Annotated in this window: 25 protein-coding genes and 1 riboswitch; of the genes, 2 read left to right on the top strand and 23 right to left on the bottom strand. The window is 59.4% G+C overall.

Features of this window, described 5'->3' with window-relative positions; translation table 11 throughout:
• Positions 1–11: 11 nt before the first annotated feature.
• From EOK75_RS10945 to EOK75_RS10880, 14 genes are all read right to left on the bottom strand, one after another.
• Positions 12–662 (bottom strand): DUF1523 family protein, encoded by a 651-nt coding sequence (locus EOK75_RS10945; protein ID WP_137193982.1) that lies wholly within the window; start codon positions 660–662, stop codon positions 12–14.
• A 13-nt stretch (positions 663–675) separates the two neighbouring features.
• The gene (locus EOK75_RS10940) at positions 676–942 is read right to left on the bottom strand and encodes a hypothetical protein (RefSeq protein ID WP_137193981.1); all 267 of its coding nucleotides are present in this window, start codon (positions 940–942) and stop codon (positions 676–678) included.
• Positions 939–2,288, bottom strand: a complete 1,350-nt coding sequence (locus EOK75_RS10935; protein WP_137193980.1) for a DUF6638 family protein — start codon at positions 2,286–2,288, stop codon at positions 939–941. The genes EOK75_RS10940 and EOK75_RS10935 overlap by 4 nt, the downstream gene beginning before the upstream one ends.
• Complete coding sequence (locus EOK75_RS10930) at positions 2,285–2,605, bottom strand: hypothetical protein (RefSeq protein ID WP_137193979.1); 321 nt, start codon at positions 2,603–2,605, stop codon at positions 2,285–2,287. The genes EOK75_RS10935 and EOK75_RS10930 overlap by 4 nt, the downstream gene beginning before the upstream one ends.
• A 78-nt stretch (positions 2,606–2,683) precedes the next feature.
• Positions 2,684–3,244, bottom strand: a complete 561-nt coding sequence (locus EOK75_RS10925) for a hypothetical protein (RefSeq protein WP_168199212.1) — start codon at positions 3,242–3,244, stop codon at positions 2,684–2,686.
• Positions 3,241–5,169: an AAA family ATPase gene (locus EOK75_RS10920; protein ID WP_137193977.1), complete on the bottom strand. Its 1,929-nt coding sequence runs from the start codon at positions 5,167–5,169 to the stop codon at positions 3,241–3,243. The genes EOK75_RS10925 and EOK75_RS10920 overlap by 4 nt, the downstream gene beginning before the upstream one ends.
• 18 nt (positions 5,170–5,187) lie before the next feature.
• Complete coding sequence (locus tag EOK75_RS10915) at positions 5,188–6,312, bottom strand: hypothetical protein (protein ID WP_137193976.1); 1,125 nt, start codon at positions 6,310–6,312, stop codon at positions 5,188–5,190.
• A 1-nt stretch (position 6,313) separates the two neighbouring features.
• Positions 6,314–7,366, bottom strand: coding sequence for a hypothetical protein (locus EOK75_RS10910; protein ID WP_137193975.1), 1,053 nt, complete (start codon positions 7,364–7,366; stop codon positions 6,314–6,316).
• Between the two features lie 89 nt (positions 7,367–7,455).
• The gene (gene panC, locus EOK75_RS10905; protein WP_137194376.1) at positions 7,456–8,295 is read right to left on the bottom strand and encodes a pantoate--beta-alanine ligase; all 840 of its coding nucleotides are present in this window, start codon (positions 8,293–8,295) and stop codon (positions 7,456–7,458) included.
• Positions 8,295–9,134 carry a 3-methyl-2-oxobutanoate hydroxymethyltransferase gene (panB, locus tag EOK75_RS10900; RefSeq protein ID WP_137193974.1) on the bottom strand — a complete coding sequence of 280 codons (840 nt, stop codon included), beginning with the start codon at positions 9,132–9,134 and terminating at the stop codon, positions 8,295–8,297. The genes panC and panB overlap by 1 nt, the downstream gene beginning before the upstream one ends.
• Positions 9,135–9,235: 101 nt before the next feature.
• Complete coding sequence (locus tag EOK75_RS10895) at positions 9,236–10,057, bottom strand: L,D-transpeptidase (RefSeq protein ID WP_240793964.1); 822 nt, start codon at positions 10,055–10,057, stop codon at positions 9,236–9,238.
• Between the two features lie 170 nt (positions 10,058–10,227).
• Positions 10,228–11,067, bottom strand: a complete 840-nt coding sequence (locus tag EOK75_RS10890; RefSeq protein WP_137193972.1) for a C40 family peptidase — start codon at positions 11,065–11,067, stop codon at positions 10,228–10,230.
• Positions 11,067–12,443, bottom strand: a complete 1,377-nt coding sequence (locus tag EOK75_RS10885) for a leucyl aminopeptidase family protein (RefSeq protein ID WP_137193971.1) — start codon at positions 12,441–12,443, stop codon at positions 11,067–11,069. The genes EOK75_RS10890 and EOK75_RS10885 overlap by 1 nt, the downstream gene beginning before the upstream one ends.
• Positions 12,444–12,545: 102 nt before the next feature.
• Positions 12,546–12,929: a hypothetical protein gene (locus EOK75_RS10880; RefSeq protein WP_137193970.1), complete on the bottom strand. Its 384-nt coding sequence runs from the start codon at positions 12,927–12,929 to the stop codon at positions 12,546–12,548.
• Positions 12,930–13,066: 137 nt separating this feature from the next.
• On the opposite strand from EOK75_RS10880, the gene EOK75_RS10875 reads away from it, so the two are divergent.
• Positions 13,067–13,714: a carbonic anhydrase gene (locus EOK75_RS10875; protein WP_137193969.1), complete on the top strand. Its 648-nt coding sequence runs from the start codon at positions 13,067–13,069 to the stop codon at positions 13,712–13,714.
• A 48-nt stretch (positions 13,715–13,762) separates the two neighbouring features.
• Positions 13,763–15,160, top strand: coding sequence for a leucine-rich repeat domain-containing protein (locus EOK75_RS10870; protein ID WP_137193968.1), 1,398 nt, complete (start codon positions 13,763–13,765; stop codon positions 15,158–15,160).
• A gap of 61 nt (positions 15,161–15,221) precedes the next feature.
• On the opposite strand, the gene EOK75_RS10865 is transcribed toward EOK75_RS10870, so the two are convergent.
• From EOK75_RS10865 to EOK75_RS10825, 9 genes are all read right to left on the bottom strand, one after another.
• On the bottom strand, positions 15,222–16,244 hold the full coding sequence (locus tag EOK75_RS10865) for an aspartate-semialdehyde dehydrogenase (protein ID WP_137194375.1): 1,023 nt from the start codon (positions 16,242–16,244) through the stop codon (positions 15,222–15,224).
• 70 nt (positions 16,245–16,314) lie between these two features.
• Positions 16,315–17,550, bottom strand: coding sequence for an MFS transporter (locus EOK75_RS10860; protein ID WP_137193967.1), 1,236 nt, complete (start codon positions 17,548–17,550; stop codon positions 16,315–16,317).
• Positions 17,551–17,646: 96 nt separating this feature from the next.
• Positions 17,647–18,498, bottom strand: a complete 852-nt coding sequence (locus EOK75_RS10855; protein WP_137193966.1) for a 2-dehydro-3-deoxygalactonokinase — start codon at positions 18,496–18,498, stop codon at positions 17,647–17,649.
• A 72-nt stretch (positions 18,499–18,570) separates the two neighbouring features.
• Positions 18,571–19,263: a thiamine ABC transporter ATP-binding protein gene (locus EOK75_RS10850; RefSeq protein WP_137193965.1), complete on the bottom strand. Its 693-nt coding sequence runs from the start codon at positions 19,261–19,263 to the stop codon at positions 18,571–18,573.
• A complete protein-coding gene (locus EOK75_RS10845) occupies positions 19,250–20,788 on the bottom strand; it encodes a thiamine/thiamine pyrophosphate ABC transporter permease ThiP (RefSeq protein ID WP_137193964.1) in 1,539 nt (512 codons plus the stop codon). The genes EOK75_RS10850 and EOK75_RS10845 overlap by 14 nt, the downstream gene beginning before the upstream one ends.
• A complete protein-coding gene (thiB, locus tag EOK75_RS10840) occupies positions 20,764–21,747 on the bottom strand; it encodes a thiamine ABC transporter substrate binding subunit (RefSeq protein WP_137193963.1) in 984 nt (327 codons plus the stop codon). Before thiB ends, EOK75_RS10845 begins: the two co-directional genes overlap by 25 nt.
• A 22-nt stretch (positions 21,748–21,769) precedes the next feature.
• Positions 21,770–22,747 (bottom strand): thiamine ABC transporter substrate-binding protein, encoded by a 978-nt coding sequence (locus tag EOK75_RS10835; RefSeq protein ID WP_137193962.1) that lies wholly within the window; start codon positions 22,745–22,747, stop codon positions 21,770–21,772.
• 36 nt (positions 22,748–22,783) lie between these two features.
• A riboswitch (TPP riboswitch) is annotated at positions 22,784–22,891 on the bottom strand.
• Between the two features lie 41 nt (positions 22,892–22,932).
• Positions 22,933–23,472 carry a dihydrofolate reductase family protein gene (locus EOK75_RS10830; RefSeq protein WP_137193961.1) on the bottom strand — a complete coding sequence of 180 codons (540 nt, stop codon included), beginning with the start codon at positions 23,470–23,472 and terminating at the stop codon, positions 22,933–22,935.
• Positions 23,473–23,553: 81 nt separating this feature from the next.
• A complete protein-coding gene (locus tag EOK75_RS10825; RefSeq protein WP_137193960.1) occupies positions 23,554–24,348 on the bottom strand; it encodes a cytochrome c1 in 795 nt (264 codons plus the stop codon).
• Positions 24,349–24,352: the final 4 nt, after the last annotated feature.

Here is a 24,352-nt window from a genome sequence, read left to right as displayed (position 1 = left end):
GTGGGCCGTTCTTACCAGCGGGGCTTGCCCGTCCAGCTTGCCAGCCAAGCCCTGAAACGCGCCCAAAGGCCGTCGGCGCGGGCGTCCACCTCATCAAAAGTGTCGCCGATACTTTCCAGCGTGGGGTCAATCGTGCGCTCGCGGAATTGTGCCCACATCCGCCATAGCAAAAGCAGAACGCCCGCCAGAACCACAAAGAAAATCACGTTAAACCATGGGAATAGCTTGACGTCCGGCCCCTCAACCGCGCGCATACTGATGGCGTTGGGAAAGATGCTCATGAATTCATTGCGCCAGCCGTAATGCGTGACCGCCACCCAACGCGGATTATCGGCGCTGGAGATCATATTCTGCGCCTCGGTTTGCAGGTTGGAACCGTCCAGCTTGAAATAGGGCGGCCAGCCCCAGCCGGTATCCTCATTGCGGTAAACCATCGGCTTGCCGTTATTGCGATACGTCTGGATGAAAAACACATCACGGTTTTTATCGACCGCATTGCCCACATCGGGGCTGGCCCAAAAGAAGGAATTCTCACCGAAATCAATGCGGCGGTTTTCCGTGCCAACCACCCTCGCAATATCCGTTTGCGGCAAGGTGTAGTGGAAAAATGAGAACAACAGCAACGCGATGGTTGCAAGGAATGTCCATTTTACATAGCGCATTGGCGGGTCCCTTTCAGGCGAAATTCAACAGGTAAATGGCCGCTATCACGGCCAGCGTCGGAAGGACATAGACGAGCCAGATCAGTTTTTTGCGCAAACCCTTGTCATATTCGGCCATGCCCGCCGCGATATAGGCATCGCGGTCGCCGGGGCCCTCTTCTGCGTCCCATTCTTTTTCCAGTTCTTCGCGCTGGGTGGATCTGGAATAGATGCTGACCAGAAAATACAACACCGTAAGGGCGATATAGCCAAAGAAGGCCAGCCGGAAAAACCCCATCATCGTCTCCCTTTGCGGGCCGGGCCCCAAGGCCCCGCCAAATGCGTTCTGCGGGACTTGGCTTTGGGCGCGGCGCGCTCTGCCTCATCCATCGCCGGCTCTGCCCCGAAAAGCGCCCTGCGGGCACCGGCTTTATCCACCATATACTCCCGCTCCAGAAAATCCGCGACATAACCGCGCTTGCGGTCCGACCAAGAGGCATAGCTGCTATAGAACAACTCTTTATGGGTGATGAACATTTGCCGCACATCCAAAGGTGCAAGCTGCGACAAAAGCATATTCACCAGATCGCGGTCCGCATGGGCACGCGCACGCAGGGTATAGAAATAGGCCGGATGTTCGGACGTGATGCGCGGCCAATCCCCGCCGCCCTCCACCCAAGCCAACAGCCGCGACAGGCCCTGAAACTCTTCGGGCAAGGCCGCGCCAAGCTGACGGGCGATCTTGCGCAGGTCGTTGCGCGTCGCAAGGCCCAGATCAAGGTTCAGCGCATCCGCCGCATCGACCAGAATGAAATCCATCTTCTGGCGCAGCACCGCCGCGCTGTCCATCGCGCGCGCCTTGACGATAGGTTCCACCAGCCCGCAACGTTCCAGCCAATCGGCAATGCGGTTGCGCGATGAGAGGTCCATCACCAGCCCCTCCAGCCCGCTTTGCGGCATAACCGAGATCACCGCAGGCAGTTTCACATCCCGAAACACATAAAGCCCGCCAAAATGCGAGGTCCAGAAATTCGCCTGCTCGAATGTCATCTTGGGCAGCGCAATCGGCACCCGCGTCACATCGCCGGTCTTTTTCGCCATGCCGATCATTTCGGCGATCAACACATCATCACGCCAGCCCGCAGGCTCTTGGCGAAAGCGTTCGATCTTTTGCGCCAGCTTGGCCGCATCCGCCACATGGCCGCCGATCGTATCCGCCTCGATCGTGATCTGGCGAATATCCAAAAGCCGCGTGGGGCTGGAAACCTCGAACACGCTGTTCGCCAATTCCCCCGCCACCGCATCACGCGCCGTCAGGGCAAACAGCTGCGCCTCATTCGCCTCGATAAATTGCCGCAAAATCCCCCGAGAGGTGGAGAACGTCACATTCAGCAAAGGTGCCGATTTCTGCGCCGTGGTCAGCAAAATGAACTGCCGGTTACAGCCATTGGGGTTGAGATAGCGCTCATCGCCCAGCTCCTCGCCCACCTCGGGGCTAAAGCCGGAAATGTCGATGTGGAAATCGGTCAACTCCGTGCGCTTGCCCGTCAAATGCGCCAACGCGCGGTTATAACGGTCAATCAACGCCGGAGAGGATACCTCTACCAGATTGCCGAACATCAAACCCTTTTCGATCAGACGTTTCATTTGCTGTCCCTCAGGGCATTGGCCTTGGCAGCAGCACGGCCAAAAGCATAGAGGTACCACGGCACCCAGAATATCGCCGAGAACCCCGCCAAGCCCGCCGCCTCCCAGAACCGCGGCTTCAACCCTGCCATCTCATCAGGGTTGAACACGAAAAACACCAGAACCGCCGAGGCCCCACAAAGCAACAGCCCCATGATCCGCGCATGTGTCGGCCCTTTGTCGAAAAGCATCGCAGGGCGGGTGACGAAAGGGACAATGGCAAAGCCGATATAGGCAAAGGCCACGAGGATGAACGCGAGGAGAATGAGGACGGTCATGGGGCAATGCCCATCCCACCGAATCGGCATTTCTGAAATGGCTGACCCGAGTCACGGCAGGGGACGATACAGGAAACCCTAAACATTAGATTTCTCCAAACCCGCATTTGATTGTTCTTCCAACCTCGACAGTACACGCCCCGCCACGGTAACGAAGGGCTCTAAAGTGGCATCGTTCGGTTCTGTTACGCCACTCGCTTGCTTCTTCAGATCTCGCCACATAGCTTCCGACAGCGCGGTATAATCCGGATCGGCTTGAGGCAACAAAAGTTGAATCTTTGGCACAATCTCAGTAAAAGCCCTAACAAACTGATTCATCTGCTCACATGAAATCTTACCGATCTCACTGCTGGAAACTCCTTGGCTCATATCAAACGACATGAAGAAGCTAATTGCTTCCAGTTTAGTAAATGCTTCTCGAAGCTCACTGATTTTCTTTTCGCGCGAGTCAAATAATCTAGTCTGCTTTTGTAGCTCTCGGTTTCTCGTTTGGGCTCTCAAATTCGCTTTGTTAGTGAAATATGCAATGATTACTGTAACCAAGGCAGTCAAAATCGGAATGCCAACTGCAACGACAAGTGCTTGATGGTTGGCTATCCATGCGTTCCAAGTATTAAGCATGCCGATAATTCCCATCACCCCTTCCCCTCCAGATACCGCCGCTTGGCCTCTTCTTGCCGCGCGAAATCGCGAACCATATTGGCAATCGCCACCTCATCGGATTTATCGGCATAACGGAACTCGCTATCGGCATAGCGGTTGATTTCTTGCACCACCATATCCACCGTGATCTTTTGGGTCATGTCGCGGATCATCGCCAGTTTTACATCATAGGGTTTGAACAAGAACAGGTCCGGCGCCTCCATCCATTCATCCGGCAGATCAAAATCCATCGCGCGCACTTTCACCGCATCGGTGATATTCTTGATTGCCCGGCCGGTAAAGCGCGGATCGGCGGTCTGAATCGCCTTCAGATAGGTGCCCAGCTTGGCGATGGTATCAAGCGGGCCGATGTCGCGGGTAACGCCGTCCCAGACGCGCAAAAGGCCGTCCTCATGCGGGCGGGCGTGGCGATCAAAGCTGGCGGCAACAGCGCGCTTCATCTCTTGGGCGGCGAAAAGATCATGCGCGCCCAAGGGGATATCGTGGTTTTTTCCCATCAGCAGGGCCAGAATATCGATGTAATCTTCGCGCGTCTGTGGCCCGTCGACCAAAAAGCGCGCGGCGGCACGTTGGCGCAGGGCATCATCGACATTCTCGGGGAAATTAGAGAACATGCCAAAGGTGCAATTGCCGCGCACCACCGTATTGGCGCCGGCAAAAGCCTCCATAAAGACGGCTGTCACCTCTTGCTGACCGGCCGAGGATTGCTTGTCCCCGCGCTTGCCCGCGATCTGGTCAATATCATCAATCGTGCCAAAACCGATCACGGCAGGGTCCAGAATAGTGCTGATAAAGGCCTTGGCGTTCTGCCCCGATTTGCCCTGATAGCTGTCGATTTGGTCAATGGAAAAATTCTGATAGCGGAAGGGGTATCCCGCCACCTTGCAGTAGTCATTCAGCAATCCCGCCATCATCTGGATCAACGTGGTCTTGCCGGTCCCCGGCGCGCCATCGCCTATAAAGGTGAACACAAAGCCGCCCATCTCGGCAAAGGGGTTCAGCTTGCGGTCAAAGTCATAAGCCATCAACATCTTGGCCAAGCGCAAGGATTGGTGCTTGGCGATATGGTTGCCCACGACCTCATTTGGCTTTTTGAAGGTCATCGTCAACGCGGTACTTTTGGCGGCCCGCGCCGGTTTGAAACCTGCAATGGTCAGGCCGTCCGCCTCAACCCGCCAGCTGGCGGAGGCAAAAGCGGCGATGCGGGGGGCGTCTTGGCCGCGCAGGGCAACGCTGGCCATCAGCTGTTCGGCATAGGCAAGCACCGTGGCGACAAGGCTTGCATCCTCTTGCGCATGGGCGGCGATGGCTTGGTCCAGCTCCCATATCGCGCCGTGCAGAGCGAGGGGGGCGTTATCGGTCAGCACCTCCTCTGCCGGGCCGATTTCGACCACACGTTCGGTGGTTTGCGCGGCCAGAAGGAAGGCGGTCGCATTGCCAAAGGTATAAAGAACGGCCAAGGCCTCGGCTGCCAACAGCTCGGTAAACTCGGGCTTTCTTGGGCTGGGCAACCGGCCTTCAAGGTTGGCTTGCTTCAACTCCACCAAGGGGGTCTGGCGGGCGTATTCCTGCCCCACCGCCAGCGCAATCGCCAAGGCACGGCGCACGCCCTGCGCAACCGTGGCCTGCACCGGTGAGATCAACGGGTCATCATCTTGGCAAATCCGGTCCAACAGGCGCACAGCATCGGGCCGCGCGGTTGGTCGCGTCACCAGCCCCGGCGTGGTTGACCGGAACCGGCGCGCCCCCAACCCCACGCCCGGCGACCTTTCCCGAGGCGCCACCGCACGCGGGGTGGCGATGCGCGGTGTATGGTCAAGCCCCGTCAACATCTCGGTGGCGGCGGGGTAATGCGCGGTGATATCCTCTTCGCGCAGTTCCATCGTGTCGCGTGTTGTCATTCCTGCATTCCCTTGCAATTACCGCTGCGCGATGATGCGGCCACCGGCGCCGACCACGAATTTGCGAACATCCGCAAAACCGGCGGGGCGCTTTTCGGCCAGCGCCTGATAGGGGCGTTCCGGCATCACCAACATGCGCGTCATCGCCGTCGCGCCAATATCGGCCAGCCCCGGCCCGCCAAACGGACCAGTGGCAAAAATCTGCCGCTCGGTCGAGGAAAACCAGCCTGTTTTCACGGTTTCCTCCCGCTCGGCCAGCAAATCCTCCAGCGTCCAAACCAGCGCCCAATCCTGCCCCGGTTCGGGCCTTGCCGCCGCCAGCACATCGGAAATCGGCCCCGATTGCAGCGTGAAACTGCTGGAATACATCGGCCCAAGGTGAATCCGCCGCAGCCGTTTGGGGTGCAGGTCGTCAAAATCGGTATCAAACCCCTTGGCAATCGTCACCAGCTTGAGCCCGTCCACCGATTGCGCCATCAGATGCGCCTGCATCTGCGGCCAGCGCCGGTCGTCGCGCGGCAGAGAGGTTTTGCCGCTATCCTCTACATTCAAAAGATAGATCACCGGCAGGTTGGTTTGCGTATCGTAAACCGCCCAATGCACCAGCCACGAGCGGCGGCCACGGTCCTCACCCATCCATTGCACGTCGGGATCATTGCGTGCCCAGAACGGCACCCCTTGCATCAGGGCCTCATAGTAAAGCCGTTGCGACAGGGTGAATTGCAGCCGTGTCGGGATCACCAGCTCCCCGACGATCTGGCGGATCATCTCATCCTTCAGCTCAACCTCGGTCGGCAGCTGCGACAGGTGCCGCTCGGCCTGCTGGGCGTCGTTGGCCATGACCAGCAATTCCTGCGCGACAGGAAAGCCGCTTTCGTGCCGGTCAAACGTCAGCTTACCGGGCAAAGGCCCGTCGATGCGCCCAGCCATCAGGTATTTATAGCCCAACGCCTGAAACGTCAGGTTCAGCCGCTGGATATACCCCCCGATCACCCGCGCATCCAAACGCGAAAGCTGGCCTTCACGCTCCAACTCGGCGGCGACACGGCCCAGATGGCCCGTGATCTTGTCAAACTTGTCGAAATAACGCCGGATGATGGCCGCGTCGTAAAGCTCTGCGTGATCGTCGGTTAAGCCGTTCACATTACCCGCCGTATTGGTTCTTGTCGTGTTTTTCCACAATAGAGGCAAACCGCCGCGCAAAACGTTCATCCGCCTTGGCCTTCGCCTCCAGAACCTTGCGCGCAAAGACCATGTGGTCGCCGTGCGCCTCCATCATATCGGCCATCCGGTTGTTGGTGGCGGTGCCAATGGCGGCCATCGCGGCCTGCGCCTCTTGGTCGGTTTTCACGCCGATTTCATTGATGCGATGCGCCACATCCTGCTGCTGCGCGGTCTTGAGGCTGGAGGTCAGCGCATCATAAAGCACCACGCGCTGCTTGGTATCGGTTTGCAATTTGTTGATCAAAACCATCTGGGTCGCCGCCTGATTTTGCAGGCTGTCCATCCAAGTTTTGCCCTTCTCGATATAACGCTCCAGGGTTTGCGATTTCGCCAGATCAACCTGCTCTTGCTGCACCAGCGCGTTATAGCGGGTATTGAGCGCGGCCAGCTCGCTTTCCAGCTTGGTGCGTTTTGCGGCGTCTTGTTCCACGCTGATCTTGGTTTCCAAGGCAATAATCTGCGGGTCCATCCCCATGATTTCGGCGCGCACGGACTCAAGGCTGCCCACGGTTGCCTCGCGTTCTGTCAGCGTGCCGGTCAGATTGGTTTCGACGCTGGTTTTCTGCGCATTCAGCAAATCCAGCTGACCCTGCAACAGCTTGACGATCACATCGGATTTCGCGATCAGATCTTGCAGTTTATCGTCGATAGAGGCCGTGCGCATCCGCTCTTGCCGCATCGATTCCGACTTGGCACTGGAAAAAATCCCGATGAAGCTTTCCATCCCGGTCTTGTTGCGCATCTCATCGAAATCACGGCTGAAACCGGCTGTGACATCATCGAGGCCCATAATCAGATCAGCGATATTGGCGTTCATCAATTCGGTGTGCTGATGGACATCCTCCAGCGTGGCGGTTTCCACATCAATCGTTGTGTCCCCCGCCTCAATCTGGCTGGTGATCGCAGAGATTTTGGTCTGCACCTTTGCCACCTGATCCTGACTTTCACGGATCTTGCTGTCGAAATCTGCCATCACGGCCTCCGATGTAAATACTCATAAAATATGGGCGGGCGGCACAGCCAATTCCAGCCCCACTCGCGAAAAACCGTCGCAACAGGCGATTACACCGCGATATTATCAATCAGGCGCACACCGCCAATCATGGCGGCGGCCAACATACGCACCGGCCCGTCAAGCCGTGAAACCCGTTCCAGCATCACGGCAGAGCGTAGCTCGATATATTCCACCTCGTCAAAGCCTGCGGCCAACACCTCGGCCCTTGCGGCCCTCATGGCAATCGGCACCGGCGCGCCGCCGCGAATGGCAGCCCCCGCACGCTGCATGGCGGTGTGCAACGCAGGCGCACAGGCCCGCGCCTTTGCCGAAAGCTGCCCATTGCGCGATGACATCGCCAAACCGTCCGCCTCGCGGATCGTTTCACATCCGGTTATCTTGACGGCCAAATTCAGATCCGCAACCAAGCGCTGCACCACCTGCAACTGCTGCCAGTCCTTTTGCCCGAAATAGGCCCGATCCGCCGCCGTCATCCCGAAAAGCTTGGCCACCACCGTCACCATCCCATCGAAATGGCCGGGGCGATGCGCGCCCTCCAAAGGGCCGGAAATCCCCGTAACCGAAATTGTCGTGGCAAAACCGGGCGGATAAACCGCCTCGGCCGGTGGCGCAAAGATCACATCCACACCCAGGGGGGCCAGCAAGGCGGCGTCCGCCTCTTCGGTGCGCGGATATTTCTGCAAATCCTCGGCGGCGTTGAATTGCTTGGGGTTGACGAAAATCGTCACGATCACCCGTGCGCAATCAATCTTGGCCGCCCGTACAAGGCTCAGGTGCCCTTCATGCAAGGCACCCATCGTTGGCACCACGCCAACGGCGTCGCCCCCGGCCTTCCACCCCGCCACAATCGCACGCAACTGCGACACATCCCGCACGATCTGCGGCATCATTTTTCCGCACCTTTTGCAGGCAAGACATCGGCAAAGGAATGCTCTGGCGCTGGAAAGGCGCGGGTGCGAACCTCAGCCGCGTAATCGGCAATCGCATCAGAGGCAGTCTGTCCCAGCGAAGCATAGCGTTTCACGAATTTGGGTTGAAAATCGGTGAACAGGCCCAGCATATCATCAACCACCAAAATCTGGCCGTCACAGCCCGCGCCAGCCCCGATGCCTATCGTCGGAATGGTCAGCGCCTGCGTGATCCGCTCCGACAGCCCTTCGGGTGTCTTCTCCAGCACGACCGAGAACGCCCCCGCCGCCTGCACCGCCTTGGCATCGGCCATCACCTGCGCGGCCTCATCGTCACGGCCCACAACCTTATAGCCGCCCAGCGTGTTCACCGCCTGCGGCGTCAGGCCGATATGCGCCATCACCGGCACACCCCGCGCGGTCAAGAAAGCAATCGTATCCTGCATATGAACGCCGCCTTCCAGCTTTACCGCCGGCGCGCCCGTTTCCGCCATCAGGCGGCTGGCGTTGCGAAAGGCTTGCCCGGGGCTTTCCTCATAGCTGCCAAAGGGCATGTCGATCACCGGCATCGCATGGGTGATGCCCCGCATCACCGCCTGCCCATGGGCGATCATCATTTCCATCGTCACACCAAGCGTAGAAGGCAACCCGTAAAGCACCATGCCAAGACTGTCGCCAACCAGCACCACATCGCAATGCGGGTCCACAAGCCGGGCCACAGGGGTGGTATAAGCCGTCAAACAGACCAGCGGCTCGCCCCCTTTACGGAACAGGATATCGACCGGAAGGGTCGGGCGAACAGGTGTACTTGCGCTCATGTCTCTCTTGCGCTCCTTCAAGAGGGATGGGAGCCGCCTTTATACAGGCCACCCCCATGCTTCACCAACAATAATCTTGCGCCGCAGTGCCCTGCCCCGCCTCAAAGCGGGACGTTGCCTGCATCCATTCCCGGCACCATGCCGTCGCGCGGATCTTCGAAATCCGGGCTGCGATCATTGGCAAGCGCTTCCTCACCATAGACCAGCTCAGGATCAACGCGTTGGGCCGGAACCTCTTGGCCACGGTCGAAGTTTTCAGGGTCCACTCGCAGGGATTCCGCCTCAGAGCGGACATGAACGCGGGTGCCCAGCGGCACCATTTCATAAAGCGCGATCATGTCTTGATTGAACATACGGATACAACCGGCCGAGCTGGAGTTTCCAACAGAATCAAGCGCATTGGTGCCGTGGATGCGGTAATAGGTATCCCGCCCGCCACGGTACAGATACAGGGCACGCGCGCCCAAGGGGCTGCGCAAACCACCGGCAATGCCGCGTGCAAAGGGGCCGTAAATCTCTGGCTCGGTGCGCAGCATGTTCTTGGTTGGCGTCCAACCGGGCCATTTCTTTTTGACGCGGATCACCCCATCGCCCGAGAAACTGCGCCCGGCGCGACCTGCCCCGATTGGAAAGCGCACAGAATCGGCACCCTCACGCACGAAATAGAGGAATTTTGCATAGGGATCGACGTCGATGGTGCCGGGAGGCTGTTCCCCCAGATAGGTGCCCGTGATCTGACGGTTCACCCCTTGCAAATAGCTGGAGGGAACGCCCGGCAGGGCATAGCCGCTGTCATAGACCGGGCCATAGCCCTCGATAAAACCGGCTGATGGGATAATCGCCTGACTGTTGGCGCAGGCCCCCAAAAGGGCGGTACCCGCAACAGATAAAAAAGTCCGGCGGTTTACTAGAACGTTTGTCACGCTGCGCTCTCTTCCTTGGTTCATTTTTCCCAGAACGGCCATTTTCATAGGCCTAGGTCAAGGCCTTGGTACGCAAAACCCCCGAAAAGGGGGCGTTAAGGATAATTCTTTACGGGTTTGCGGCAAATCGGCCAACAAAAACCGCCCTTGGGGGACAAGCGCAGGGCAACCTATCCCCTTGGCCTGCGCCGCGCCGTCACCTCTCCGCTGCCGTTGTGCCGGATGCGGGTGATTGCCTCGGCGGCGGGTTCCATCACAGTCGCCATGAAGGCACCGGTGGCGTGGATCATCAGCTCAGCATCGACCATCATCGCAACATGGCCCTTCCAGAACAAAAGATCACCGCGCCGGGCCGCCTCGCCCTCTGGCACAGCTTGGCCCATACGTTCTTGCATGTCGCTATCGCCTGGGCAGTCGATCCCACAGGCCAGATGCGAAAGCTGTATCAGGCCAGAGCAATCAATGCCGGAATGGCTGTTTCCGCCCCAAAGATACGGGGTACCCAGAAACAGGCGCGCGACCTCTACCGGATCGCTGTACCAACTGCCCAAGGGCAGTAAATGCCCCGTTGGCACAAATCCGTGCGGGGTTTCGGTAAATTCCCCCGACGGGTCAATCGCGTGCAGGCGCGTGCCAAAACTGATACCCACCGATTGCGGGGCCTGCGCGCGCGGCTCCGAATAAAGGTGGCTGGCAGGCGCGGCGAGCCAATGGGTTACCCGCGTTGGCGCGCAAAGGGCCGTTTCCGGGACATAGCCGCAATAGCCGTCTTTGGTGGCCCGCCCGAAGGCAAAGCCCCCATGCTGTTCAATCACCTCAAACCCGTCACCAAGCAAAAGCTGACGGTCGCGCGGGCCGTCGGGGCTGCGCAAAAGATCAACCACCGGCACCGCAACCTCACATGGGACCGCATAGGCATAGGCGGGGGCAGAGACCTGCCCCTGAAGGGAAATATCGGCCACCCGCTCATTCGCAAGCGTCAACCGCCGGTCAAACACAGGCGCATCCATCACAATTCCTTCCCGAGCATCTGCGGCAGGGCGGCAAGAATCGCCCGCGCGCCCTGCCCGACGCCACCTTTCGGGCGGGCGGGGGCGGCTGTCGGCTGATGGCCGTAGATATCAAAATGCACATAGGCCGGATTGTCCACGAAACGTCGTAAGAACAGGGCCGCCGTGCTTGCCCCGGCAAAACCGCCAGCGGGCGCATTGTCCAGATCCGCGATGCCCGGCTCGATCATCGCTTCATAGCCCGGCCACAGCGGCAAGCGCCAAACCGGGTCATGCGCCTGCACACCCGCCGTGGAAAGAGCGGTCGCAAACCCGTCATCATCGGTGAAAAACGGTGCCAGATCGGGCCCGACGGCCACGCGCGCCGCCCCCGTCAGGGTCGCCATCGAGATTACCAGATCGGCATCCCCCTCATCCGCAAGCGCCAGCGCATCGGCCAGAACCAAGCGCCCCTCGGCATCGGTGTTATTCACCTCCACCGTCAACCCTTTGCGAGAGGTCAGAATATCCCCCGGCCGCATCGCAGAGCCAGAGATCGCATTTTCCACCGCGGGCACCAGCACCCGCAAGCGCAACCGCAAGCCCAGCGCCATGATCATATGCGCAAGGCCCAGCACCGTCGCCGCCCCGCCCATATCCTTCTTCATCAAAAGCATGCCCGCCGGCGGTTTGATATCCAGCCCGCCCGTATCAAAGCACACTCCCTTGCCAACTAGCACCAGTTGCGGCCCCGCATCCCCCCAGCGCATGTCCAGCAAACGCGGCGCACGGGTTGAGGCACGCCCGACAGCATGTATCATCGGTAGGTTTTGTCCCAGCAAATCATCGCCGCGCGTCACCTGCACTTTGGCGCCATGCTGCTCTGCCAGCTTGCAAAACGCATCTTCCAGCTCTTGCGGGCCCATATCGTTGGCGGGGGTATTGATCAGATCGCGCGTCAAAAACTCGCCCTCGACCATGGCCAGAAGGCGCGCGCTGTCCGCCCCTGCGGGGGCTTTCAGACGCGGCAGGTCTTTTGCATCGCTGCGATAACGGTCAAAACGGTACTGCGCCAGAAACCAGGCCAGAACCACCTCATCCAAGGCCGCACCGGTCAAATCGGTCTGATAATGCCAGTCGCCCGCAGGCAAGGAAGCCGCCATGCCAAAACGGCTGCGGGCCCGTGCCTTTGCCGTGCCATAACCAAGCACAGCCGCACCGACCCCGCCATCATCCCCCGGCAGCAACGCAAGCTGCCCAAGACCCGCCTTAAAGCCGGTCGTCTTCAACCATGCCTGCACGGGGGCCGCTTGCGTGGCAAGCCAATCATCCAAAGCGTCCGCAGGGACAATATGGATTGGCCGGGAGGCACATTCAGCAGGGGCAAATTCAAGCATTTCAGAGGTTCCATTCTTAGGCACTTTCGCAGAGCCTAGGACGTTTCAACCCCGAACCGAAACCCAAAAACCGGCCCCTTGCCATTTTTCTCCGTAAGGCGCCTAGATCTGTTGATCCAATGCGCCGCTCTCGGCCGCCAAAGACCGCTTTGCGACCCGTAAAAGCCGCGCCCAGACCGCCGAGAAGGCCGTAACATCCTCGGCCTCCAGACAATTGCGCACGTCAATCGCAACGCGGCTAAGGCTAACAAGCCCCAATTGCGTCGCCATACGTTCCAACCGGCGCAACCGGCGCGCCAGATTCAACAGGTCCTTACCCTCTACCTGCTCCGCCATATTGGCCATCGACAGGGTAAGTTCGGTCAACGCACGACTTACAACCTCTTCGGCAACCTTCGTGCCCATTGACCGATAGATCAGGGCAATCGGTTCTGCATCCTGGCAAATCCGGTCGTTCGGCTTAAGTTCCATTATCGTTGCACTCATTTTACCCTCATACTCCAACACACCGAGGGCCAATTTGACCAAAAGACCTGAAGAAAAGGTTGCAGCCAAAGTACGAAACCTCTCGAATTTTCTTAAACCAGCCCCTAATACTCCCCCACTTGACCAAGGAGCACCTGATGCAAAACGCCAAACCGCTGCCGAGCTACCTGATCCAACGTTATCATGGTTGGCGCGCAACGACATATTCCGACAATAAGGCGTGGTATCGGCGGCTTGCAGAATCCGGCCAGCACCCTCGCGCGATGGTGATTTCTTGCTGTGACAGCCGCGTGCATGTCACCTCGATTTTTGGCGCGGATGAGGGAGAGTTTTTCATCCACCGCAATATCGCAAACCTCGTGCCGCCCTATACGCCGGACGGCAAGAATCACGGCACCTCGGCCACGGTAGAATACGCGGTACAAGCGCTGAAAGTCGCGCATATCGTTGTGCTGGGGCATTCCAACTGTGGCGGGATTAAGGGCTGTCATGATATGTGCAGCGGCACCGCGCCCGAGCTTTTGGAAAGCTCCAGCTTTGTGGGCCGCTGGATGGACATCTTGCGCCCCGGCTTTGAGCGCGTGAAGGACGTTGATGAAGCCGACCGCACCCGTGCCCTGGAAAAAGAGGCGGTGCTGATCAGCCTTGAAAACCTGATGACATTCCCCTTCGTGAAAACCGCCGTCGAGGATGACCGCCTGACGATTCACGGGCTTTGGACCGATGTGGGAGAGGGCGCGCTGGAGCAATACGACCCCGCCATGGGTCGTTTTGTCAAAATCTAGGCTAAGGTCGGGGGGCCGCCCCCCGACCACCCGCAAGAAAGGCAGAGCATGACAGACGCAGAAAAAGCCTATGCCGCCGCCGAACGGATGATTGAGGAGGCGAAGCGGAGCGGTGAATTCGACCTCGATTTCGATACAGACGAAACCCGCGCGCTCGAAGAGTTGCCCCCCAGCATTGCCGAGCTTTCCGGGGTGGGGCAACTCGATTTCAGGAACACGCGTCTCACAGATGCAAGCCTCGCCCAAATCAGCAATTTATCAGATTTACGAACTCTCGGTTTAGCCGGCACGCCAGTCACGGATGCGGGCATCGCACATATTCGGAACCATCACAAATTAGAGGCGCTGGTCCTTTCCAATACGAAAATTACAGAGGCAGCACTTCCCCACATCAACGCCTTGGGTACATTGGTCGCACTGCTCCTCGATGGAACCCAAATTTCCGACATCCGCTTGCTGCGCGACTATGCAACAAAGATGGCGACCTCGGGACCCTTCTTGCTAACATTTCGCCACTGCACCGCGGCCAAAGCAGACGAACGGGTTGCCACAATTTCAGAGATCGAAGACAGCCAAGAACGCGCGCAAGCCCTGTTGGACCTGATCGACGCGGGCTGGGTGCCGCCGGGTGAGGTCGTGGCGGATGCGCCACTGGCCCCCGGATACGTCCTGCCGCCTGATGGCCCGATGCGGTCCCAAGACAGCGCACCTATTGGCGGGGATGAAGACCAAGAGGGGCTGCGCGAAGACCTCGTCGATAAGGCGGCAACCCTGATCGAGGCGATCGGCGCCTCGAACGAATGGGCCGCGCTGCGCCGCTCAGCCGAACGTTACCGCACCCAGATCGCCAAGCCCTTGGCCGAGATACGCCTCAAGCGGCTCTATTCGGCGGGCAACACCCTGCGCGTGGCCTATGAGGCCGACGCCAAGGCCGAAAAGCACGGTCGCTTCAATGACGTGATACCCCCGCTGATCGCCGCCCCTTTGCAGGATGTCGTGGAAACGCATGGGCTGTTTTTCATGGGTTTCCTCAATGGGGCCGATATTCATGCGCAAATGCTGGCAGGCCTAACCGGCCAACGCCGCCCCGATGAGGTCGCCGCCGCCGAACCGCTGGTCACAAGCCTTGAAGACAAGCCATTGGCGCTGGACGTTGAGGATCAAGCCGCCATGGCGGATGATCTTGCCGCCGCAAAGGGCGAGGGGCCATCAGCCGAGATCGGCGAGAAAATGCTGCGTGGACGGGTGTGGAATATGCTCGGGGCTGCTGGCCGGGCGGTCTATGCTGCTGGGAAAGGCGGCACAACAGTGATCCTTAGCCATGACTTTTTACAGTGGTTGCTCGGCAATGAGACGCTGATCAAAGGCTGGCTACAGATTGTCCAAGGCAGCGCCTCTGGCTGGTTCACCAACATGATGCAGGTTCTGCGCGAATTGATCGGCTAGCCAAAAGAAAACCCCGCCCCCCAAAAGGGCGAGGCTTCAAGATAGATCCGTCACGCGGGCCTTAGCCCTTTTTCAAACAACGCTGGCCCAGAACCTCGGCGATTTGCACTGCGTTCAATGCAGCCCCCTTGCGCAGGTTGTCAGAAACGCACCACAGGTTAATGCCGTTATCGATGGTGCTGTCTTGCCGGATACGGCTGATGAAAGTGGCGAAATCGCCGACGCATTCCACCGGCGTCACATAGCCACCATCTTCGCGCTTATCGACAACCATGATGCCCGGCGCCTCACGCAAGATATCGCGGGCTTCATGCTCATCCAGGAACTCTTCGAACTCGATGTTGATCGATTCGGCGTGACCAACAAACACCGGCACCCGCACGCAAGTCGCGGTGACTTTGATGTCCTTGCCCATGATCTTCTTGGTTTCCGCGACCATCTTCCACTCTTCCTTGGTGGAGCCGTCATCGAGGAACACATCGATATGCGGGATCACGTTGAAAGCGATCTGCTTGGTGAACTTCTTGGGCGGCTTGTTGTCGGTCGGGTTATAGATGCTTTTGGTCTGGTCCCAAAGCTCGTCGATACCTTCTTTGCCGGCACCGGACACGGATTGATAGGTCGAAACCACAACCCGCTTGATCGTCGCGCGGTCATGCAAAGGCTTCAACGCCACAACCATCTGCGCGGTCGAACAGTTCGGGTTCGCGATGATCATCTTTTTGGTATAGCCAACCACCGCATCGGCATTCACCTCTGGCACGATCAGCGGCACATCCGGATCATAGCGGTACAGGCTGGAGTTATCGATCACCACACAGCCCGCAGCAGCTGCCTTGGGGGCATAGATCTTGGTCGCATCGGAGCCGACGGCAAAAAGCGCAATATCCCAGCCGGTGAAATCAAAGGTATCAAGGTCTTTGCATTTCAAGGTCTTGTCGCCAAAACTGACTTCTGTTCCCATGGATTTACGCGACGCAAGCGCCACAATCTCATCCACCGGGAATTCCCGCTCAGCGAGGATATTCAGCATTTCGCGGCCCACGTTGCCCGTGGCCCCAACGATAGCGACTCTATAGCCCATCATGGCCTCCATTTATGTCCGTCTGCGCCTTACCCCAAAGCGTGACCAAGGGGAAGGGCCAAGCACCATTTTACGCCGCGGCCAGACCGACGCGCCGCTCACGAATTGGCAAATGCACAAGCGCCGAAAACGCGCCAACGCCGACCCCGATCCACCAAACCATGGTGTAATCGCCGGTCAGGTCATACATTTTGCCGCCCAGCCAGACACCCATGAACGACCCCAGCTGGTGGCTCAGGAACACAAACCCGTAAAGCGTGCCCATATAGCGCAGCCCGAACAGATGCGCGACCAGCCCCGATGTCAGCGGCACCGTCGCCAGCCACAAGGACCCCATCACCAAGGAGAAGACCAAGACCGACGCGGGCGTCATCGGCACCAGTATAAAGGCCGCCGCCGCAACCGTCCGCGCCGCATAAATCCCCGCCAGCAGGTATTTCTTGGAATAGCGATTGCCCAGCCACCCCGCATAGATCGCCCCCGCGATATTGGCCAATCCGATCACCGAAATCGCCACCGCCCCCAGCACCGAGGTGGACGAAATCCCGATCGCCGCCAGATATCCCGCCTGGTTGATCGGCCCGCACATCTCGGTCACGAAGGCCGGAAAATGCGCGGTGATAAATGCCAGCTGATACCCGCATGAGAAAAAGCCTAGGAATATCATCGTGTAGCTCGGGTCTTTGAACGCGCTGCGCAACACAGTGCCAAGGCTTTCTTGCAGCTCTTCCTTGGTTGCCGTGATCGGCGCACGCAGAAATGGCAACGCAAACAGCACGCATAGAATGACGACAGCAAAGATCACGAACACCGTTTGCCAGCTGTAAAATTGCAGCAAAATCTCGGCGCTGGGGGCGCCGAACACCTGCCCTGCCGAGCCGGCCGCCGTGGCAATCCCCAAGGCCAAACTGCGATTTTCGGCCGAGGAGGCCCGCCCCACAATCGCCAAAATCACGCCGAAGCCGGTACCCGCAATGCCAAAGCCCACCAGAATCTCCAGCAGCCAATGTTGCCCCGGCGTCACCGCCAAGGATGACAGCACCAGCCCCGCCGCATAAAGCAGTGCGCCTGCGATAATCGCGCGACGGTCACCAAACCGTTCGGCCAATGCGCCAAAGACCGGCTGCCCGATGCCCCACGCCAAATTCTGAATCGCAATCGCCATCGAGAAATCCGACCGCAGCCAATTAAACTCTGTCGCGATCGGGATCTGGAACACGCCAAAGCTGGCGCGGATCGCGAAATTGATCATCAAGATCGCACAGCCGGCAATAAGCACCGGCGTGAACAGGGGGGATTTGGTCATGGCCGGTCTCCGTCACATTTGTGCGCAGATTTGCGGATGCGCAGCGCGACGGTCAATCGTTGAATTGTAAGGGTGGCAATTTGGGTTTTGTGGCCGTCAAAGCAAACCGCGCAGTTTGGACAGCCCCGCAAGCGCGCAATCCCCTGCGTCCAGCGTGGCGGGGGTGATGCCTTGTTGCCGCAGCGCATGGGCATAATGGTCACACTGCCCCGGCGCCCCGATCAGGATAATCGGCTGACCGAGCCAATAAGGCTTGGCGGCGGCCAGCTCGGTCCCGATCAGCAAACCGACCAGCCCACTGCGCGCGGCACGTGGCGACAGCCCCATAAGCGCAACCTCGGCCCGCAAGGAAAACAACTTTGCCCCCAGCTTTTCAGGGCGAGAGAGCGTCTCGGATAAGGCCGCCTCAAAGGCTGTGGGATCAAACCCGTCAAGCGTATCGTCTGGCTGCGAGAGTAGGGAAAACAGCTCTCCGGTCAGGAAAGTTTGAAAGCTGACCACCTCTTTGGCGCTGACATGGACCCATCTGGAATGGAGGCCGGGCAGGCAGATCACGCCGTCGAAATCGGGGTTAAGCGCCAAGGCCCCTGCGATCACAGTCTCTTCACCGCACATCATATCAGCAGGGTTGGTTTGGGACAGGCCGGGGGCAATGCGCAGGGAAATTCGCGCATCTTCGGTCGGAATATCGACCAGCGTGGCCGCATCGGCAGGCATGCAAGGAACGGCTCGGAACGGGGCCGCATCCCAACCACAGGCAATAACAGGCGTGGTCTGTGCCGACAGCCAAGGCGCAATCAGGCACAGCAGCGCGGCCTCCAAATCCTTGCTGGTTTCACCAGTGGCTTGGGCCAAGGGGCCAGCCGCCCCCATGGCCGTTGCGCGCATCTGCGTGGCACTGCAATCGACGGCAATCCATTCAGGGGTGATCTGCGGGTTTTGGGTCATGTCATCACCTTCTGTTGCTTGGACTGCCATCTTCTAGCACCCCGCAACCCGCATGGAAACGGGGCGCTTGGCTTAACCGAGATAGGCGGCCAATTCCGGTGGCGGATTGTCCAGCAACGCTTGTGTTGACTGTGGCGCATGCGCAATGCCCCCCGCCACAAGGCAGGTCAGCGGCGCAAAGCTACGCGCTTCTTGCGGGTCATGTGTAACCATAAGGACACAGGTATTATTCTCTTCGGCCAGCCCCGCAACCAGCTCCAGCATCTCGAATTTCAGGGCGGGGCCAAGGGCGGCAAAGGGTTCATCCAGCAGCAAAATCGGGCGGGCGCGCAGCAACGCCCGCGCCAGTGCCGCCCGACTTTGCTGACCACCCGAAAGCTGTGCCGGTTTGCGCGCGCCCATCCCCGACAGGCCCACACGGTCCAACGCTGCCGCGATCCGTGTGTGATCAGCCCGCGTCAAACGCAGATCGGGCGACAGCCCCAGCCCGAGGTTCTGTGCGATCGTCAGATGCGGAAACAGGTTTTGATCCTGAAACACCGTGGTGATCGGCCGCGCGCCTGCCCCCATCTGCGTAAGGTCCGTGCCATCCCAAAGCACGCGCCCCGAACGGGCGGCGAAAAATCCGCCAACAACCGACAGCAGCGTGGATTTCCCCGCACCGGACGGGCCGATCACCGCGATCCGCGCGCCTTTGGCGGCCTTCCAATCGGCCGTCATGCGGAAATCACCTTGGGTAATGGTCAATTGGTCAAGATGCAGCATAGCGACGGCCCCAATGGTCAAAGGCCCAGAACAGGGCAAAGGAAAGGGCAACCAGCAACAGCGCGGCACTCGCTGCCGCCTCCATCCGGTAGGCCCCCATCAAACGTTGGACAAGCAGCGGCAAGGTTGCCTCCTCCTCACCCGCGAACAGCGCGATCACGCCAAGATCCCCCATCGACAACGCGGCCACAAGCCCCGCCGCAAAACCCAAAGGCCGCGCAAGCCGTGGCAGCACAACCCAGCGCAACCGCCCCCATACCGTCAGCCCGAGAGAGGCCGACAGGCGGTGGAAATCGGCGTAAAGGCTGCGGGCCTCGGGGGCCAGAATTCGAAAGGCAAACGGCAGCGACAGAGCGGCGTTAATGATAAAAGTCACCGGTAACGCAAGGCTGGCCGGGCGAAAATACGGCTGCAAAATCAGAAACAAACCCGTCCCCAACACCAGAGAGGACGCCGCGAGCGGCAAGGTCGCCGCCAGTGCGGGCCAAGCCTTGCCGCGCGCAGCGGCCATCGCCAGTACCAAAGCTGCCGCAATGCTCAGCGCGGTAGAACCGAGTGCGATGAGGATCGACCGGAGCGCCGCCGCCCACACCTGCGGTGGTAATGTGGCGAGCCCCGGCAAGCCATTCAGCACAACAGCCAACAGCGGCAGGGCCAGAAACATCGCAGCAAGGGTAATGGCCATGGCGTCCACGGTCCGGTGCCAGCCTGCGGGCGCAGGCGGCCCGCCTTCCCTACCAGCACCCACACCAAAGCCGGAAGGCAGGCTGATCCGCGTTGCCACACCGTAAGCCACGGCACAAAGGCCAAATTGCAACAGGGCCAGCCGCGCCGCCGTCGGCAAGTCAAAATCAAAGCGCAGCGCTTGATAGATCGCCAGCTCAATCGTGGTGGCGCGCGGCCCGCCACCCAAGGTCAGCGCCACGGCAAAGCTGGTCAGGCAAATCACGAAGATCACCAGCGCCGCCCCCGGAACCACCTCGCGCAGCATCGGAACCTCGATATGACGCTGAGTGGCCGAGGGCGAAAAGCCGAGGCTGGCGGCAAGGCGAAACCGTTCCGCCGGGATGGCCTGCCAGCCATGAAGGATCATGCGCACCGCCAGCGGCATGTTGAAAAACACATGCGCCAGCACCACGCCCGACAACCCGTAAATCGAGAACGTCGGGACCCCAAACCCACCCAGCAACGTATTGACCCATCCCGCGCGCCCGAACACCGCCAGCAACCCCAGAACGGCTACGATCACCGGCAGGATGAACGGCGCGCCCAGCGTCGCGATCAACAGCCCACGCCCGAAGAACCGCCGCCGCGCCAACGCCCGCGCCACCGGTATCGCCAGCACGATGGACAGGCCTGCCGACAGAAACGCTTGCCAAAGGGTGAACCGCAGGGCTGCAAGCTCTGCCCCGGAAAGGGAGAAGCTGTTGAGCGAGAGGCCCAAAGCGCCGAGCGGGGCCAGCAGAAGCAGTATAACCGCCGCCGCCAACCCCGCTGCGGTCAGCGAGAGAGCGCGCTCAGCCATTCGTCCAACGCGGGTTTGCGGGCGGCTTGTGCCTCCTCTGCGGTCATCAAAAGCGCCTTTTTCGGGGTGATCATCTGGTCAAAACCATCGGGCAAGCCGGCGGCAGGCATATGGGCGGGATACATCCAGTTTGTCGTGGGGATGATGGATTGAAACGCCTCTGACGCCATAAAGGCAAGGAACTGATCAGCAAGCTTTGGCTGCGGGGCGGCGGCAAGTTTGCCTGCAACCTCTACCTGCATATAGTGGCCTTCATCAAAAAGCGCCGCCGATTTGGTGGCGTCCTCCTCTGCGATCAGGTGATAGGCGGGGGAGGTGGTGTAGGAAAGCACCATATCCGCCTCTCCGGCGGAGAACATTCCGTAGGCCTCGGACCAGCCGGGGGTGACGGTGACGATGTTATCGGCCAGCGCCGCCCAAATCTCTGGGGCGCGCGGGCCATAGGCCGATTTCACCCAAAGCAGCAGCCCCAGACCGGGGGTGGAGGAGCGCGGGTCCTGGATCACGATTTTCAGGTCGGAAGCCGCCAGTTCTTCAAAGGTTTTTGGTGGCGTGGGCAACGTGGTGTTATCATGCACAAAGGCGAAATAACCCCAGTCATAGGGCAGGAAAATCGGGTCCGCGAAGGGCACGGGCAGATCATTCGTTGCCTCTTGTCCATGCGGCGCAAAAAGGCCGGTCTGGGCAGCACGGGCCGTCAGGTTGCTGTCGAGGCCAAGCACCACAGAGGCATCAGACCGCGCGCCTTCCAGCTGCAAACGGGCCAGAAGCTCGGCACCATCGCCCACGGCGGAAAATACCAGATCACAGCCGCAGATCGCCTCAAACGCGGTTTCAATCGCGGGACCCGGCCCCCATTCAGAGGTAAAGCTGTCATAGGTCAGGATGTTGAGCACCGGCGTCTCGGCATGTGCGGCGGGCGTAAATGCGACAAGGGCCGCAAGGGTCAGGTATTTCATCGGGATTTCCTTTATGTTTGCGTCACCGGCTAAGCGCGCGTTGCCATTCGGCCACGGCAGAATCGCGCAAGGTTGCGACGTCGTCCTCGGAATAAAACAGCGATTTTTGTGGCAGCTTCAGCTTGGCAAATTCGGGTGGCATCAAATCGGGATCAAGCTTGACCGGAAAGCCGAAATTCACCCGTGGGATCATTTCCTGAAACGTCTCGGAAAGGATGAAATCCATGAAGGCTTGCGCCAGTTCCGGCTGATCGGTGTTTGCGATCCGGCCCACAACTTCGGCGGTGAAATAATGACCCTCGTCGAAAATCGCGGCGACCTTGGTTTCGTCTTGCTCCACGATCAGATGGTAGGCGGGGGAGGTGATGTAGGACAGCACCAGATCCGCCTCACCGCGTGTGAAAAGACCGTATGACTCGGACCAACCTTTGGTGACGGTCAGGATGCGGGGGGCAAGGCGTTGCCAGTAATCCTCGGCGCGGTCACCGTAAACCGCCTTGACCCAAAGCACCAAAGCAAGCCCGCCGCCAGAGGAACGCGGGTCCTGGATCACGATTTTCACATCCTCGGGCAAGGCGGCCAGTGATTCAAAGTCATGCGGCGGGGTGGCCAACTTGGTGTTGTCATAGATGAAGGCGGTATCGCCGTAGTTAAATGGCAAGAAGGTGGTATCAGCCCATTCCACCGGCAGCGACAGAGTCGACAGGTCCTGATTATGCGGGCCGAAAAGGCCGGTTGCCCGCGCGCGCAGGGTTTCATCCGTGGAAATGCCGATCACGATATCGGCCTCGGTGCGCGCACCTTCCAGCATCAGGCTGGGGATCAGGTCGGTGGTGCGATACTGCAGATCGCAGGCACAAATATCCTCAAACGCTTGTTCGATTGCGGGGCCCGGCCCCCATTCCGACGCGAATGAGGTGGAGGCATAGACCGTAAGCACAGGCGTATCGGCCAATGCGGAGGTCGCGATAAAGGGTAAAAAGAAAAGTCGCTTTAACATGGGTCTCTCCATAAACGACGGCCGAAAGTCGGGATGGATCATTCCATGCACCTTCCCTCCGCCGGTTCTAACCGGTTCAGGTTCGACGGGTCTGTGGCTTTTGCCAAATCTCAGCCTTCTACAAAGGCTCCCCGAGGTGAGAGTGAGTCTAGCGCGCCGCGCAGCGGGGGCAAGGGCGAAATGCCCTAGCGCGCAATCCGGTAGGTAGAGGAAACGAGGCCCGAGGGGAAACTGCGGGTGGTTTGATGGGTCAAGGACACCTCTTCGGGCAAACTGCCGAACAGGGGGCGGCCCTGCCCCAACAGCACGGGCACGCGGGTTTGAGTGATTTCATCCAGCAAACCCTCTTGCAAGAATGACTGCAAAACCCGGCCACCATCAACATAGACCCGGCGCCAGCCCTCAAATGCCAGGACGGTCACAAGATCCGCTGGTGCCATATCGCTGATCACCACGATGTCCGCCAGATCTGCCGGAACATCCTCAACCGTTAGGCTTTGGCTCAGCACGATCACCGGCTGGGCATAGGGCCATTGGGCGAATTGACGAACGGTCTCAAACGTGCCCCGCCCCATGATGATCCCGTCGATGCTGGCGATAAAGGCATCATAGCCGTGATCCTCGCTGCCCGTATTGAACGGGTCCAGCCAATCAATGCTGCCATCGGGGCGCGCAATAAAGCCGTCAAGACTTGTTGCGATGAAGGCGTGGCAGGTCAGGGACATGGCGACAGCTTTCGTACGGGTTGTTTATAGGCAAAGGCCCCACCGTTTCGGGCGGGGCCTTTGCAAACGCACGTGATTAGATCAAACGTGCTTTTTCTTTGGGCCTTTGACAGCCGACCAGATCCGCTTGTTGGTCAGATAGAGCAGAACCGACAGGACAGACAAGAAGATCACAGCGGTAAAGCCTGCCTGCTTGCGGGCCATCATTTTTGGCTCGGCGGTCCACATCAAGAAGGCGGTCACGTCCTCGGCAACATTCTCGATGCTGTTTGAGTGGCCATCCTGATATTCCATCTGATCTTCATAGAGAGGCGGCGCCATAGAGATCCAGCCACCCGGAAAGGCAGTGTTCTCATAAAAGGTGGTGCCTGCTTCTTCCTTTTCCTCGCCGGTATAGCCTTTGAGCAATGAGGCGATATATTCCGGTCCGCCAATACCCTTCACGAACTGGTTGATACCAGTACCCGCAGGGCCGTGGAAACCAGCGCGGGCCTTTGCCATCAAGCTTAGGTCCGGGGCGTTAGGATCGCCGTGTGGCGGAAAGTGATCAGTGGGTTTGCGAGGCCGGAAATCATCCAGCTCCGCATCAAAGATCTCCATCTCGGCGGCATAGGCGCGCACCTGATCCTCGGGCAAATGTGGGCCGCCCTTATCCGCCAAGGCGCGGATCGGGACGAACTTCAACCCGTGGCAGGCCGAACAGACCTCGGTGTAGACCTGCAAGCCGCGCTGAAGCTGATGCTCATCATAGGTGCCGAACGGACCTTCAAAGCTGAACGCCACATCTTCGACATGACCTTCATCACCGGCGGCCATTGCCGAGCCAGCCCCAAGAATGAGGGCGGAAACGGCGCTGATTGCGATTTTACGAAACATAATC

The sequence above is a fragment of the Pseudorhodobacter turbinis genome, from assembly GCF_005234135.1.
Classification (GTDB): Bacteria; Pseudomonadota; Alphaproteobacteria; order Rhodobacterales; family Rhodobacteraceae; genus Pseudorhodobacter; species Pseudorhodobacter turbinis.
This window is presented reverse-complemented; position numbering and strand designations above follow the sequence as displayed.

Coding starts and splice junctions, on each gene's coding strand:
- EOK75_RS10945 (WP_137193982.1), bottom strand. CDS start 662: ATGCGCTATGTAAAATGGACATTCCTTGCAACCATCGCGTTGCTGTTG.
- EOK75_RS10940 (WP_137193981.1), bottom strand. CDS start 942: ATGATGGGGTTTTTCCGGCTGGCCTTCTTTGGCTATATCGCCCTTACG.
- EOK75_RS10935 (WP_137193980.1), bottom strand. CDS start 2,288: ATGAAACGTCTGATCGAAAAGGGTTTGATGTTCGGCAATCTGGTAGAG.
- EOK75_RS10930 (WP_137193979.1), bottom strand. CDS start 2,605: ATGACCGTCCTCATTCTCCTCGCGTTCATCCTCGTGGCCTTTGCCTAT.
- EOK75_RS10920 (WP_137193977.1), bottom strand. CDS start 5,169: ATGACAACACGCGACACGATGGAACTGCGCGAAGAGGATATCACCGCG.
- EOK75_RS10910 (WP_137193975.1), bottom strand. CDS start 7,366: ATGGCAGATTTCGACAGCAAGATCCGTGAAAGTCAGGATCAGGTGGCA.
- panC (WP_137194376.1), bottom strand. CDS start 8,295: ATGCCGCAGATCGTGCGGGATGTGTCGCAGTTGCGTGCGATTGTGGCG.
- panB (WP_137193974.1), bottom strand. CDS start 9,134: ATGAGCGCAAGTACACCTGTTCGCCCGACCCTTCCGGTCGATATCCTG.
- EOK75_RS10890 (WP_137193972.1), bottom strand. CDS start 11,067: ATGGATGCGCCTGTGTTTGACCGGCGGTTGACGCTTGCGAATGAGCGG.
- EOK75_RS10885 (WP_137193971.1), bottom strand. CDS start 12,443: ATGCTTGAATTTGCCCCTGCTGAATGTGCCTCCCGGCCAATCCATATT.
- EOK75_RS10880 (WP_137193970.1), bottom strand. CDS start 12,929: ATGAGTGCAACGATAATGGAACTTAAGCCGAACGACCGGATTTGCCAG.
- EOK75_RS10875 (WP_137193969.1), top strand. CDS start 13,067: ATGCAAAACGCCAAACCGCTGCCGAGCTACCTGATCCAACGTTATCAT.
- EOK75_RS10870 (WP_137193968.1), top strand. CDS start 13,763: ATGACAGACGCAGAAAAAGCCTATGCCGCCGCCGAACGGATGATTGAG.
- EOK75_RS10865 (WP_137194375.1), bottom strand. CDS start 16,244: ATGGGCTATAGAGTCGCTATCGTTGGGGCCACGGGCAACGTGGGCCGC.
- EOK75_RS10860 (WP_137193967.1), bottom strand. CDS start 17,550: ATGACCAAATCCCCCCTGTTCACGCCGGTGCTTATTGCCGGCTGTGCG.
- EOK75_RS10855 (WP_137193966.1), bottom strand. CDS start 18,498: ATGACCCAAAACCCGCAGATCACCCCTGAATGGATTGCCGTCGATTGC.
- EOK75_RS10850 (WP_137193965.1), bottom strand. CDS start 19,263: ATGCTGCATCTTGACCAATTGACCATTACCCAAGGTGATTTCCGCATG.
- EOK75_RS10845 (WP_137193964.1), bottom strand. CDS start 20,788: ATGGCTGAGCGCGCTCTCTCGCTGACCGCAGCGGGGTTGGCGGCGGCG.
- thiB (WP_137193963.1), bottom strand. CDS start 21,747: ATGAAATACCTGACCCTTGCGGCCCTTGTCGCATTTACGCCCGCCGCA.
- EOK75_RS10835 (WP_137193962.1), bottom strand. CDS start 22,747: ATGTTAAAGCGACTTTTCTTTTTACCCTTTATCGCGACCTCCGCATTG.
- EOK75_RS10830 (WP_137193961.1), bottom strand. CDS start 23,472: ATGTCCCTGACCTGCCACGCCTTCATCGCAACAAGTCTTGACGGCTTT.
- EOK75_RS10825 (WP_137193960.1), bottom strand. CDS start 24,348: ATGTTTCGTAAAATCGCAATCAGCGCCGTTTCCGCCCTCATTCTTGGG.